10 protein-coding genes are annotated in these 13,575 nt (G+C 68.2%); 3 read left to right on the top strand and 7 right to left on the bottom strand.

Features of this window, described 5'->3' with window-relative positions; all coding sequences use genetic code 11:
• Positions 1–25 precede the first annotated feature (25 nt).
• The 7 genes from AC3ENQ_RS03865 to AC3ENQ_RS03895 form a co-directional block, all read right to left on the bottom strand.
• Positions 26–1,957: a KAP family P-loop NTPase fold protein gene (locus tag AC3ENQ_RS03865; protein ID WP_431801904.1), complete on the bottom strand. Its 1,932-nt coding sequence runs from the start codon at positions 1,955–1,957 to the stop codon at positions 26–28.
• Between the two features lie 444 nt (positions 1,958–2,401).
• Positions 2,402–3,706, bottom strand: coding sequence for a UDP-glucose dehydrogenase family protein (locus AC3ENQ_RS03870; protein ID WP_431801906.1), 1,305 nt, complete (start codon positions 3,704–3,706; stop codon positions 2,402–2,404).
• Entirely contained in the window at positions 3,703–4,323 is a 621-nt protein-coding gene (locus AC3ENQ_RS03875) for a 4'-phosphopantetheinyl transferase family protein (protein WP_431801907.1), read from the bottom strand. The genes AC3ENQ_RS03870 and AC3ENQ_RS03875 overlap by 4 nt, the downstream gene beginning before the upstream one ends.
• A gap of 11 nt (positions 4,324–4,334) precedes the next feature.
• Positions 4,335–4,586, bottom strand: coding sequence for an acyl carrier protein (locus AC3ENQ_RS03880; protein WP_431801909.1), 252 nt, complete (start codon positions 4,584–4,586; stop codon positions 4,335–4,337).
• Positions 4,583–6,349 (bottom strand): acyl-CoA dehydrogenase family protein, encoded by a 1,767-nt coding sequence (locus tag AC3ENQ_RS03885; RefSeq protein WP_431801911.1) that lies wholly within the window; start codon positions 6,347–6,349, stop codon positions 4,583–4,585. Before AC3ENQ_RS03885 ends, AC3ENQ_RS03880 begins: the two co-directional genes overlap by 4 nt.
• A complete protein-coding gene (locus AC3ENQ_RS03890) occupies positions 6,337–8,061 on the bottom strand; it encodes an acyl-CoA dehydrogenase family protein (RefSeq protein WP_431801913.1) in 1,725 nt (574 codons plus the stop codon). The genes AC3ENQ_RS03885 and AC3ENQ_RS03890 overlap by 13 nt, the downstream gene beginning before the upstream one ends.
• Positions 8,058–9,788: a fatty acyl-AMP ligase gene (locus tag AC3ENQ_RS03895; RefSeq protein ID WP_431801915.1), complete on the bottom strand. Its 1,731-nt coding sequence runs from the start codon at positions 9,786–9,788 to the stop codon at positions 8,058–8,060. The genes AC3ENQ_RS03890 and AC3ENQ_RS03895 overlap by 4 nt, the downstream gene beginning before the upstream one ends.
• A 368-nt stretch (positions 9,789–10,156) precedes the next feature.
• Here AC3ENQ_RS03895 and AC3ENQ_RS03900 point away from each other — a divergent pair, with 368 nt between their 5' ends.
• From AC3ENQ_RS03900 to AC3ENQ_RS03910, 3 genes are all read left to right on the top strand, one after another.
• Complete coding sequence (locus AC3ENQ_RS03900) at positions 10,157–10,576, top strand: acyltransferase (RefSeq protein WP_431801917.1); 420 nt, start codon at positions 10,157–10,159, stop codon at positions 10,574–10,576.
• Between the two features lie 215 nt (positions 10,577–10,791).
• Positions 10,792–11,775 (top strand): glycosyltransferase family protein, encoded by a 984-nt coding sequence (locus AC3ENQ_RS03905; RefSeq protein WP_431802582.1) that lies wholly within the window; start codon positions 10,792–10,794, stop codon positions 11,773–11,775.
• Positions 11,776–12,031: 256 nt separating this feature from the next.
• Positions 12,032–13,561: a sugar transferase gene (locus tag AC3ENQ_RS03910; protein WP_431801919.1), complete on the top strand. Its 1,530-nt coding sequence runs from the start codon at positions 12,032–12,034 to the stop codon at positions 13,559–13,561.
• Positions 13,562–13,575 lie beyond the last annotated feature (14 nt).

Below are 13,575 nucleotides of genomic sequence, written 5' to 3' on the forward strand. Positions count from 1 at the left end.
GCGGGAACAAAAGAGGCAGTCCGGGTCACTTCGTCTGCGAGAGGTCATAGGCGAGAAGAAGCGATTTGACCATCTCATCGACGCCGGCCGCCGAAGAGATCTCCACCACGATCGGGTATCCGGTGGGCTTGTAGCGCACTCTCACCTTCCCCGATGATTCGCGGGCACTCTCGCTGAGCAAGTTGTAGTGGTCGTTCCATCTGCCGGCGGGGGCGGGTTGCGCGTCGGTGGAGATGCGTTGCGGGTCGCGCCGACCGTAGTTGGCGCGGACGTGTTTCGGGTGGTAGCTGAGGCTGGCGATCCGCGGGCGCGCTGCCGGGCCGAGGCTGGCAACGGCCACGGCGTCGTCTGCGGCATAAAGGACGATGTAGCGCAACGCAGGTTGAATCAGCCAGGCCAGCGGCTTGCCTTGCTCCGCGAGAGTCGCTTGCACCGTGGCCACGGTGCGTCGAACGATCTCCCCAACCGTCTTTCCGGCGGCGGTCTCGACCATGGCGTACATCTCATCGAGATCGCAGACGCGCAAAGCGTTCACCGATGACCCTCCTGCTGAACCATGGGCGTCGACGGCGGTCGCTTGCGTGAGGCGGACTGCCTCATTGAGCAATTCGAGGTCGGGTTCGTCCGTGCCTCCGAAGAAGTCTGAGAGCGACGCGAGCAGGCGAGTGACCACCGCCATCTCAGCCGCTTCGATCTCGTTCTGCTCGACGAGTCGTTCGAGTTCGCCGTGGACGGTCGTGTCAGCCTGGCTGAGGAGATTCTTGATCGGGTCGCCTTCGCCACGTCGCGTGGCCGGCGCATAGACGCTGGTCGCGATGAGTTCGTGCACCGCGGGGAATGCCGTTTGGATGCATATCATCGCAACCATCGCCCGTTGGAGCTCGAGCGAGAGCTCGGTGCGTGCCACCAAGCAGAGCAACTCGAAGGAGTTCGACATCCGCTTGATGGCACGCGGGTTAGTCCCAACGGCTGCCCGGACAAGCGAGACCAGGGAATCGGTCTTGTCGAGGTGGAGCTTGAAGTGGGCGGAGAGCATCTGGTGCACGTCATACGACGCGACCGGCATGGCGAAGGGGACTTGGATGATCTTGTCGAAGAACTGGCGCGCCTTGCGGGCCGGCATCTCACCGTATTTTTCGGTCGTACCGCGCACGACGACGTCGAGGTCGATCGCCAGGATGAACACGCAGTTCGGTACCTCGAAGAATAGCTTGAGGCTCTCGAGAATGTCGATCGCGCGACGCGGTTGCACGCGGTCGAGGTTGTCAATGACGATCACCACACGGTCGATTCTCTTGCTCTTGCAGAACTCATCGACGGTGGCGGCGAATTGCTCTCGCATCTTCTTCAGGTGCCCGACGACGTCGGAAGGACGATTTGCCTGGGCTTCGCGATAGGCGGACACTCCCGCTTTCGTCGCCCCCACGGCGGCGTCGGCCGCCGCTGACCATCCGGTGATCGTGCCAAGGAAGAGTGCTCCCTTGGCAACAGCATGTGCTCCGAACGCGACGAATGACTTGAGCAGTGCCTTGCCCTGCTCGGAGTCGCCGGCCAGAGGAACGATGATTTCTCGCGCGAGGGAGAAGATCAGCTCGTCACCGAGGTCGAACTGTGAGTAGAGCCAGGTGTCGAAGGTGATGACTTCGGTGCGCAGCGGCGGCGTTGATGTGCTCACAGACCCAGCGTCCTCGGCGGAACCACCCGCAGTCTCGTCGGGGTGTTCGAGGCGATGCTGGATGAAGTTCAGCGCGGTGGTCTTGCCGCTGCCCCAGTCTCCCTGCACCGCGATCGTCATCGGCGTGTGGCAGTCGCGGACGAAGGTGGCCAAGCCGTCGTAGTAGTGGCTTATGCCGAGTCGATCGAGGTCGCCGATCTCGGATTCGCTGCCCGGCCGTGCGGGGTCGAGGGCGATGTCGGTGTAGCCGATGAGGTTTCTGCCTGTGGTAACGGACGTCACAGGGGAACACTATCGATCAGGAGTTTGGAGCCGAGCAGCGCTACCTGCTTAGCGCGCGTCAGGAGATGATGAACCCCGGCGCCGGGCGTAGGGTGCGGTCAGCGACGCGGTGATGCGCACGGCGTCGACCCAGGCGGTCGCCTTAGCTGGGACAGGGCTGGTCGTCATGGCCGGCGTGCCCTAGGCGAAGAGGATGACGGGTGCCGCCCACGCGGATCCCTTCAGGACGATGCGGCAGCCGATGGGCGTGATGGCCGGCATGGAACTCCCCGAAGCGCGGCGCGCGTCTCGCGCGCGCGTGCGCGTGCGATGACGAGACTCCGGGCGGTCTCGTCGAGCCCGATCATGGGAGGCCGGCGAGCGGCGATGTGGCGCGGATGTCGGAACTCAGCCGATCTCGCATCGATCTTGTGCGGCGTCGACGCCCGCGCCGGCTATGACTGGTCACGGGCGCCCCATCCCGTAGTAGTCCCACCCGCCGTTGCGCCAGGCGGCCGCGTCGAGGCCGTTGCGCCCGTCGACGATGACGCGCCCGGGGGTGAGGGCCGAGGCGTGGTCTGGGCTGAGCTCGCGGCGGTATTCGTCCCACTCGGTGACGAGGACGACGGCATCCGCGTCACGGATAGCTTCGTCTCGAGATGCCTCGTAGGTGAGTTGCGGGTGGAGGCGCCGGGCGTTGTCGATGGCTTCGGGGTCGGTGACGACGACGTTCGCGCCGAGGCCGTGCAGGCGTACGGCGACATCGAGCGCGGGGGAGTCGCGGATGTCGTCGCTGTGCGGTTTGAACGCGGCTCCGAGGACGGCGATCTTCTTCTCGAACACCGATCCGCCGAGGCCTTCGATGACGAGTTGGACGGCGCGGTCGCGGCGGCGGAGGTTGATCTCGTCGACTTCGCGGAGGAACGCGACCGATTCGCCGCGACCGAGTTCCTCGGCGCGGGCCGAGAAAGCGCGGATGTCTTTGGGGAGGCACCCGCCGCCGAAGCCGATGCCGGCGCCGAGGAATCGGCGTCCGATGCGGACGTCGTGTCCGATCGCGTCGGCGAGTTGGGTGACGTCGGCGCCGGTGACTTCGGCGATCTCGGCCATCGCGTTGATGAAGCTGATCTTGGTGGCCAGGAACGCGTTCGCGGCGACCTTGACGAGCTCGGCGGTGGCGAGGTCGGTGACGAGGTACGGGGTGCCCTTCGCCACCGCCGGCGCGTACACCTCGCGGAGGATGTCGGCGGAGGTGTCATCGCCTGGCCCCACCCCGACGACGAGCCGGTCGGGGTCGACCGTGTCCTTCACGGCGAACCCTTCGCGCAGGAACTCCGGGTTCCACACGAGGGTCGCGCCGGTCGCCGCGACTCGGGGCGAAAGCTCGGCGGCGGTCCCCACGGGCACGGTGGACTTCCCCGCGACAACGTCGCCGGGAGACAAGTACGGCAGGAGCCCGCCGACCGCGGCGTTGACATAGGTGAGGTCGGCGGCGTACCCGTCCTTCTGCTGCGGCGTGCCGACACCGACGAAATGCACCTTCGCTCCGGATGCCTGGGACATGTCCGTCGTGAACGTCAGCCGACCAGACGCGAGACCTTCGGCGAGGATCTCGGGCAGGCCCGGCTCGTAGAAAGGGGCCTCGCCCCGCGAGAGCGCGTCGATCTTGCGCGCGTCGACGTCGATGCCGACGACCTCATGCCCGATCGAGGCCATCGCCGCCGCGTGCACAGCACCCAGATACCCGCAACCGATGACCGAGAGCTTCATGGCCGGCTTCCTCCTTCTGCCCAGACGACCGTGAGCGCGACGTCCGCGCACACCGATTCGGTGCTGACCCAAGCCGATCGGCGGTGGGCGGGAAGATCTGCGGAATCCACCGCACGCAGATCGAGCGAGAGGCCCCGTCCGCGCGACTTCACGTAGGCCTCCTTCACTGTCCACAGTCGCGTCAGCCACCGCCTGCGCTCCAACGGACGCATCGACGCCGCACGGGCGAGCTCTCCCGGTGTGCACATGCGGCGCTGCAGCGAGGGACTGTCGAAGACGGCATCCGTCCGTTCGATGTCGATCCCGACCTCGACACCCGACGCGACCGCGACCGCGACGTGCGCTCCGCAGTGCGTGATGGAGACGCTCCGCGACGAGTCCCGCAGCCGCGGTGGCCCGGTCTGGCCCTTGTGCTGGAACCCGTGCCACGCGTCGCCGAGCTCGTTGACGACGATGTCGCGGATCAGGGAGCGACTCTTCAGGTACTGCTCCCGCCGCGCGGCCGACATGTCGCGGCAGGCCGTAATGTCGTCACCGAGCAATTCGTCCGCGTCCTGGACCGACCACGCGCGCCGCCCGGAAAGCGAGCTCTGGCGCACGATGATGTGTCCGGGCACCGTGAGGCCCGTCACTTCGCCGCGAGGTCGGCGATGCCACCGGCGAGCTCACGAATCGTCGGATAGTCCCACACGATGGTCGGATCGACCTCGAGCCCGTACTCGTCTTCGATGTCGCCGCAGAGCGTCAACGCGTAGACGGAGTCAAGGCCGAGCTCGCTGAGCGGGGTGTCCACGGTGAAGGTGTCCGCCGCGACCTTCCCGTAGGCGACGACGCGCGAAGCCAGCCACCTCTCGATGTCCTCTGTGGCGATCGTGGTCATTTCGGGTCCTCCTGTGTCTCGGTTCGGTCGGTGTGAGGCCGGGGGGACGGCGCCGCGGCATCCTGAGCCAGCCGTACCGGATCGACGCCCATCGACGATGACGCGGCGACGCAACGCTCTCCGTGCGCGACCAGTCTGTCGATGATGGCATCGGGCAGCGGGTCGGGAGCGTTCTCCCGTCGGGAGAGTAGGCGCCGGAGGCATCCCTCCACGATCACAGGATCGGCGAGCGGCCCTCCTGTCGACCGGCACGCCGCCCACGTTCCTACGACGGCGCCGGCGGCGAGGCATTGGGTGATCGCGACGGCGATGTCGAAGACTTCGGGCGCCGCGTCGACGGTGAATGCGTCGGGAGGAAGCACCGACGTCAGAGCGCGCTGCGCGTCGAGATGTCGGGCGGCAGCCTCCACGAGAGGCACGAGAGCAGGTGCCTCGATGGAGAGAAGAGCGAGGATGTCGGGATCGGTCAGCGCCGCGCCGAGCGGGTCGGATGACCCGGCACCGAGACCCAGCGCGGCGAAATCGAGCGGTCCGAGTGCCTCGGTGTCGAACAGATCTCGACGCGTCTGCGCCGTCGACGACGACCGTCGCGACCACGCCGCGAGATGCGACACCATCGTCGACAGGCAGGCCATGCTCCCCGCATGTCCGATGGGCACGACCGCGATGTCGCGCAGGATCTTCTCGACGATGCCGAACGGATCCACGCGCGCGTAGAACGTCGAGCCGGCCAGGACCGAGAGGTTCTGCATCGCATCGTTGAGAAGCTGCGGCGTGAGGTACTTCGACGCGGCGGTGAGGAAGAAGCTCTCCCGCGGAGTGAGGTGGAGCCCACGCACCACCGCTCGGCTCAGCGCGTCGGCCGCGAGCGTGTCGGCCAGCGCATCGGCGAACAGCGATCGTGCATGCGGGATGTCGAGCACGCGGCCACCGTAGAGCGTACGCTCGCGTGCGTACCGGATCGATTCGTCCAGCGCCGCCTCGACGGACCCGACGGCGAGCGCCGGAATCACAGCGCGGGTGACTTGGAACGCCTTCAGCGTCGTTTCGAGCGCCGTCCCCTCGGCGCCGATCACGTGCGTGCTCGGGATGGGGAGCGCGTCGAACTGCGCCGCCCCGATCATGCACCCCCGCATCCCCGCCGTACGCACGCGGGCGGCTGTGTCCGCGTGCGGAAGCGATGCCGGCGTCTTGTTCCACATCAGGAGCGAGAACTGACGGGCCGCGGGCCCGTCGATGCGCGTGCGAGCCATGATGACCACCGACTGCGCGCGGTCGACGTTGTTGATCACGGATTTGGTGCCCGACACGGTCCAGCCGCCGGGAGCGGGGATGGCGCGGCACTCATTGTGCAGCAAGTCGTTACCGTGCGATATCTCATGGAACCCCACGGCGATGCGCTCGCCGCGCAACAGCCGCGCCGCCGTCGCCGCCTTCTGATCGTCGCTGCCCGCGACCCACACGGTGACGGCGGCCATCAAGGTGGTGAGACCGTATCCCAGCCCGACGGACGGATCGCGTCGGAAGACGGGTCGTAGGCGCGTGACGAGATCGTCCGTGGCGATCCAGCGTCCGCCCCATCGCGCGGGGGTGAACTCCGCGCCCGCGCCCCAGTCGGTGAGCACGGTCTCGGCGAACGCGTTGAGGCGTCGCGCGTCGTCGTCTTCGAGGATCGACGCGTAATCGAAGGGCCCCGGAACGTGTGGGTCTCCGAGGAGGAGCTCGAGGTCGGGTGTGGTCGCCCCGGGGGTCACGCCGACCACCCCCGCAGGAGGGAGACGACACCCGTCTCGTGCGCGGCGACGGCGGCGTCGAGAAGGGTATCGGTGGCGCCGCGCGAGAGCGGCTGCGCGCCGAGGCGCTGGGCGATCCGCTGGAGCACGCCGGAGAGCCATGCGCCGTCGGCGAAGTGATCCGCGACGACGTCGCGTCGGGCGAGATAGACCGCCATCGCGCACGCCCCGCCGAAGACGACAGCGAGTCGCTCGGCGACCCGGAACGCCCGCGGGTGAGGTTGCCCCTGGCGGGGGAGTGCCGCGGCATCCTCCACCATTGATCGGTAGGCGTCAGCGATCGTCTGCGCCGCCGCCGCCACCTCCGCTCCGCCCCGGCCCGTCACCGCCGCGACGAGCTCCGGCACCGCCCGGAGGAGTGAGGATCCGCGCCGGGTCACCAGCCGAAGCGACTGGGCCGGCAGTCCGCTCGTCCGCCAGGAGAGCGCGAGCGGAGCGAGGAGCGCCGCGAGGTCCGGGGGGTCCGCCGGCCGCAGCTGCCCCGGGAGCTCGTTGATGAGCACGTTGAGGTTGACGATCGAATTGCCGTCGAAGATGCCCACGACCCGGTTGTCGCGCGCCGCCTTCTGGAACGCGCCTGCTCCGGCGAACCCCACGAGCTGCGAGCGTGCCCCGAGGAAGGATGTCAGGTTCCGGAACATCGCGTCGACCGTGTCGGGGGCGAGAAACTTCACGAGGGCACTGACGATCGCCATCTCGTCGGGAGCGCTGTGGATGGTGCGGGCACCGACGAGCATCACGCACTCCGCGATGAGGGTGTCGGCAGCCGCCTCGGCGAGCGTGCGCCGCGCGGCGGGAAGGCCGATGAGGAGGCTGCCGTAGAGGCGGCGCGATCGGGCGAACGACAGCGCGATCGACAGCCCCTGGTCGGCAGCGCCGAGGGACAGCGCGGTCGTGAGCGGCCGCGTGAGCTGCAGGCTCTTCAGGACGAGCTCGAGCCCGTGGCCTTCCTGTCCCACGAGCCGTTCGGGTGCGGTCCTCGTCGCCGAGAAGCGGATGCCGCTGATGTCGGCTCCGCGAATGCCGTGTGTGGCGACCTTCGGCTCGTAGGAGAGCGTCCCGGGATCGACCTCGGCCTTGTCGAGGAAGACGAGAGACAGCGACCGCGGGCCGCCGGCATCGCTCGTGCGGGCCAGCACGGTCACGGCGCGACCCCGCGTCGCGTTGTTGATAGGCCACTTCGTGCCGTCGAGGAGGATCTCACGCGCCTCGACGCGGGCGGTCGTCGACGACTGCGACAGGTCGGACCCGCGTCCCTTCTCGGTCAGACCCCACGAGATGGGCTCTCCGCGCAGCGCGATGTCCGCAGTGGTCTCGGCGATCTCTCCGCCCGCCACCCACGAGCACACCGAGCCGAGGAAGGTCTTGCCGTGGGCGACGGCCGCGGTGACGTCCCGCCCGGCGAGGTGGCGGATCATGAGGACGGGGTCGAGGGTGTCGACGAGCCGGCCCCCGTGCTTCTCCGGGACGTACCATCGCTGCAGCCCCCATGCGTCGATCGCGGCGATCTCTTCGGTCGGGAAGGCGGATGCCTCGTCGAGGTCGATCGCGCGGACGGCATCCACCACACCACCGGCGAGGTCTCGCCGACCGAGGAACGCGTCGAAGGCGCGCGCCGCAGACAGTGGCGCGGTGTCGCGGCGCAGTGCGGGCGCGGCGTCGCGCGTCGCCGTGCCACTCATGCGTCGACCGTTCTCGGCACCTCGATGCCATCGGCATGCAGGACGGGCATGCGGTTCGCGGTCAGCAACGACCGCGTGAGCGAGCGCTGGACCTTGCCGCTCGTCGTTCGTGGGAGCGAGCCCTTCCGAATGAGCACGACGCCCGCGCCAGGCAGCCCGAACTCGTCGCGCACGCGGCGTCGGATCAGCGCGACGATCTCGGCAGCGTCGTCGGTGTCGCCGAGATCCGCTTCCACGACGATCGCCGCCTCTTGCGCGGTGTCGGGCAGTTCGAACGCCGCGGCGACGGCTCCTCGTGGGAACGCCGACGCGGCGAGTTGCTCGAGGTCCTGCGGGTAGATGTTGCGACCACGGATGATGATCAGATCCTTGAGTCGACCGGTGATCACAACCTCACCGTCGATCATCGTGCCGAGATCGCCCGTGCGGAAGAACGGGCGGTCGTCGCCCATCATCGTCGCTCCAAACTCTTCGAGCGTCGCGTCCGGGCGGTTCCAGTAGCCCTGCGCGACGCTGGCGCCGCGCACCCAGATCTCGCCGACCGCACCGATGCCGACCGGCACGCGCCGATCGGGATCGACCATCACGATCTCGGTGTCTCGTGCCGGCGCGCCGCAGAGGACGAGATCGACCGGCCTCTCCTCCTCGGTGGGAGGGCGCACCTCGCCGAGTTCGAGGCCGACGGCGGAGACGGTGACCGCAGTCGGCGGCGTGGCGGATCGGTGAGCGCTCACGAGGAGCGTGGTCTCGGCCATGCCGAAAGCGGGCACAAACGCTTCGCCTCTGAAACCTGCCGCGGAGAAGCGTTCGGTGAACTGGTCGAGCGTCGTGATCCGTACGGGCTCGGCGCCCGTGATCACCGTTTCGAGCGCGGAGAGATCGAGGTCGGTGATCTGTTCATCCGTCGCGAGCCGGGTACACAGAGCGAACGCGAAATCCGGGCCGACCGTATGCGTCGCGCGGTTGCGGCTCAACAGCGTCAACCACAGCAGAGGGCGCCGCAGGAACTGCGAGGGCGATGTCAGGATCAATTGCGCGCCGTGGTAGAGCGGCTGCAGGATCAGGCCGATGAGTCCCATGTCGTGGTAGTGCGGCAACCAGCCCACGCAGACGCTCGTGGCCGACATCTGCGAGACGTCGTGCATCGCGAGTTGGTTGGCGAGCAGGTTACCGTACGAGATCATCACGCCCTTGGGTGATCCCGTCGACCCTGACGTGTACTGGAGGATCGCGAGGTCGCTCTCGGCCCTCTCCGGCGGCTCCCACGCGTCGGGGTCACCGTCGGCGGGCCCGTCGACGATGATCAAGGGGATGCCCAGGGGGCCGCCGTCGTCCTCGACGCCGAGCGCGCGGAGCGCGCCGGCGTTGGCGAGGACCGCCGACGCCCCGCTGTCGTGGATGATCGCATCGAGACGAGTGAGCGCCGCCTCGGGACTGCGGGTCGCGGTGATCGGTGTGGGGGCCGCCGTGACACCGGCGTAGAGGCATGCGACGAGGGCGCGGATGAAAGGCAACCCGGGTTCGAAGGCGAGCACGGCGATGTCGCCGGGGCGAAGGCCCTCCGCGCGCCACGCCGCGGCTCGTGCGCGAGCGTCGGCGTCGAGGTCTGAGTACGAGAGTTGCTCGGCATCATCGGGCGACGTGTGGAACGTCACGCCCCGCCCCGCTGCCGATGCTGCAGCCCCGCGTAGCCGGGCGATGATCGCCGGCCCCTTGTCTGTGCTCACTGCCGTCCCCCTTCGCGGCACCGAATTCCCGGGCGGCGCAGCCACCCAAGCGGAAGTGCGTCCCCTTCGCCTTCCGTGGAATCAGGGTGGCGGATGCAGACGTCCAACCTGTTACGCGGGCGTAAACTCTGCCGCACTCGCGTGAGTTGGCCGGATCGGCGTAATAGCCTGCCCGAGAGGCAGCGGGGATACGGGTTGCCGGGGGTGTCGGGAATCGGGGGCTCGTGCACGTACTGGATGTCTTCATCGGTTTGCAGCGAGCGCGAGACTCTGTCTTTAGCAGGCTCGCCGCTTCGGCCTTCCACAGCTTCGGAGGGGGCTCGCGCATCCTGCTACCCACCCGCATCGCCGGCGCGGAGAAGATCGCGGTGGGCGAGAACGTGCTGATCGCCGCGGGCAGTTGGCTCATGGTTCCCTCTCGTGAATCGCCCGGACCGGTACTCGTGATCCACGATCGAGTGCGGATGCGCGGAACCTCGATCTCCGCCGTCCACAGCGTCGTGATCGAGGAAGCGGTGGGAATCGCGTCCGGGGTGTACATCTCCGATCACTCTCATTCCTTCTCGCGCACCGACGTCCCGATCCGCGATCAGGGGATGACGGCGCCGCGCGCGGTGCGCATCGGACGGGGCAGCTGGATCGGGCAGAACGCGGTCATTCTCCCGGGTGTGACGATCGGAGAGCAGTCGGTCATCGGGGCGAACTCGGTCGTCGCCGGTGACGTTCCCCCGCGCTCGGTCGCCGTGGGCGCTCCAGCCAGGGTCGTGCGAGAGCTGCCGGTCTCGTGAGCGCGGCGGACTCGCGTGCGGGCGATCGCACGGTCGCGCCCCCGACGCCGGGCGACGCCGACGACGTTGTCTTCACGTTCTCGTTCGAGACATACACCGATGCCGTACGTCGCGGGATGATGCGTCCTCCGGATCGCATCGCCGCCAGTCTCATAGCGAGCCCTCAGGTGCGGCGGTTGCTCATCGCCAACCCCTTTCGATGGGCGCCGCGCGTGATGGCCGGCCCGCTTCTCGATCGCGACGCCCGCTTTCCGTCGCTGACGGACCGCTGGCTCCTGTCGCCGATGCGACTGCGCCGTGTCGACCGTCCGGAGGTCGCGGCCGTCGAGTGCGACTACGCCGCGTACGACGGCGCCCTCGCCCGCGCGGTGGCGCGGCGTGGGCTGCGTGACCCGCTGGTGCTCACGACGAATCCTCTCGTGGCGGGGTACGCCGCGCTCGACTGGGCGCGAAGCGCGACCTATTTCGCGCGCGATGACTGGCTGAGCTCGCCTGGACGCGAAGAGTATTGGGATGCGTTCCGTGTGGCGTATGCGCGCATCGCAGTCTCGGGTCGTGCGGTCACCGCCGTGTCGCAGCAGATCATCGATCGCATCGCTCCGACGGGACCGCACGAGGTCGTGCCGAACGGTGTCGAGCCTGCAGAATGGTCAGGCGCACGGCCCGAGGCGCCGCGGTGGTTTGCGGACATCCCCGGTCCGCGCGCGGTCTACGTCGGCACGCTCGATTCGCGACTGGATGTTCCCGGAATCGTGGCCCTGGCGCGAGCGCGGCCGCAGTTGCAGATCGTCTTGCTCGGCCCCCTGCCGGATCGCTCGTATGTGGCGGATGCCGCGGCGCTCGCGAACGTGCACGTGCACCTGAGCGTCGGGCGCGCCGAGCTGGTCGCGACGCTCCGCAACGCGGAGCTCTGCCTGGTCGCGCATCGGCGGACGCCGCTGACGGAGGCTATGAGCCCCCTGAAGCTGTACGAGTACCTGGCGGCGGGGTGCCCGGTGCTATCGATCGATCTGCCTCCGGTGCGCGGGATCGACGATCGTGTCTATCTCGTCGACTCGGTGGCCGACTTCGTCGATGTCATCGACGAAGCACTCGAGCGCGGTCGAGCGACTGAGGACGAGCGGATGAGATTCGTCGATCAGAACTCCTGGGCCGCGCGGCACGAGACGATCTTCGCCATCGCTCGGCGCGCGGCGTAGTCGGCGTCTGCGGCGTCCGAGACACTGCCCTTCCCGCGCGTCCGAGTGGCTGTTCGGCCGCAGTGTTAACGGAGTGTCACGCGGCGCCGAAACTTGTGTAACGAACGTCTTGAAGGGGTGGAGCGAGCTCGCCGGAGCGGGCATGCTTGGACCCCAAGCACCACGCGATCTGTTAGTGATCGTGGAGCGAGCAGCTGGCTCTACGCGAGAGTGTCGGAGGCGTCCGGGGGGACGCTGAGAAGGCCTGGGGGGGCCGATGGCCGCGGAATCGACTATTGCAGCACCTGTTCGTTCGCTTGCCCTGCCGGCGGCGACGCTCACTCCGATCATCTCGGCGGGTGCCGAGATCGCGAGACAGCCGCGTCGCCTCGGCTGGCGGCGGCGCCTCGTCATCGGTCTCGTGGCGACGGACCTGGCCACCGTCGTGCTGGCCGTCGCGCTGGCCCAATTCTTGAGATTCGGCGAACCGGGAGGGTCGCGCACCGACCTCGCGTACCTTCTCCTCGGCGGCGGTGTTGTCCTTATCTGGATGGTCGCGCTGTCGGCGTTCCGCACCCGCGTGCATCGCAACATCGGCACTGGCATGGTCGAGTATCAACGGGTGCTGCAGGCGACGTTCGGTACTTTCGGTGTTCTTGCGATCGTCGCGTTCCTGCTGCAGGTCGACATCGCGCGCGGCTATCTCGCAGTGGCGCTGCCGGTGGGTCTCGTGATGCTCGTGGTCTCACGCGGCGTCTGGCGCACCTGCCTCCATTCGCTGCGTCGTCGTGGTCGGTGCATGACGGGGACGGTCATTGTGGGCTCGGAAGAGGACGTCCTTCGGGTCGTTCGCGACCTGCGGCGGAACTATCGGGTGGGGTACCGCGCGATCGCGGTGAGCATGCCCTCGCTTCCTCTGTCGAGCCCCGATCGCGGATCGGCCCCCGTCGATGGCTACGACCTCGCGTTCATCGAGCTCGCCAAGGTAGCGGAGGTCTCCAAGCGCAGTCGAGCGCGCGCGGTGATGGTGGCGGGCAGCCTGCCGGGTGGCAACGAGGCGATCCGGCGTCTGGGCTGGGAGTTCGAGAACTCCAATGTGGAGCTGATCCTGATGTCGCGTCTCACGGACGTCGCCGGCCCCCGCATTCATATGCGACCGATCAACGGGCTGCCAATGGTGCATGTCGATCTGCCGCGGTACTCGGGCACGGCGCACATCGCCAAGCGCGCGTTCGATGTTGCGCTCGGCACACTCGCCCTGGTGATCCTGTCGCCGCTCCTCATCGCGATCGCGGTCGCGATCCGCGCGAGTGACGGCGGGCCGGTGATCTTCCGTCAGGGGCGGGTCGGCGCGAACGGTTCGCGATTCGAGATGCTGAAGTTCCGGTCGATGGTGGTGGATGCCGAGGCGCGCCTGGCGGCGCTCCGCGACGCCGATCAGGGCAACGGCGTGCTGTTCAAGATGGCCGATGACCCGAGGATCACGCGTGCAGGGCGGTTCCTCCGCAAGTACTCGCTCGACGAGCTGCCGCAGTTGTGGAATGTCGTCCGCGGTGACATGAGCCTCGTCGGTCCGCGACCTCCGCTGCCGAGCGAGGTGGAGCAGTACGAGTCCCACGTCAGTCGGCGCTTGCTCACACGGCCCGGGGTCACGGGGCTCTGGCAGGTGAGCGGCCGCTCGAATCTGACGTGGGAGGAGAGCGTCAAGATCGACCTCTACTACGTCGAGAACTGGTCCCTCTCGGGCGACATCGTGATCCTCGCCAAGACAGTGCGGGCCGTCGTGAAGGGCGACGGAGCGTATTGAGGAACGCGCGCCGG

The sequence above is a fragment of the Microbacterium sp. bgisy203 genome, from assembly GCF_057706945.1.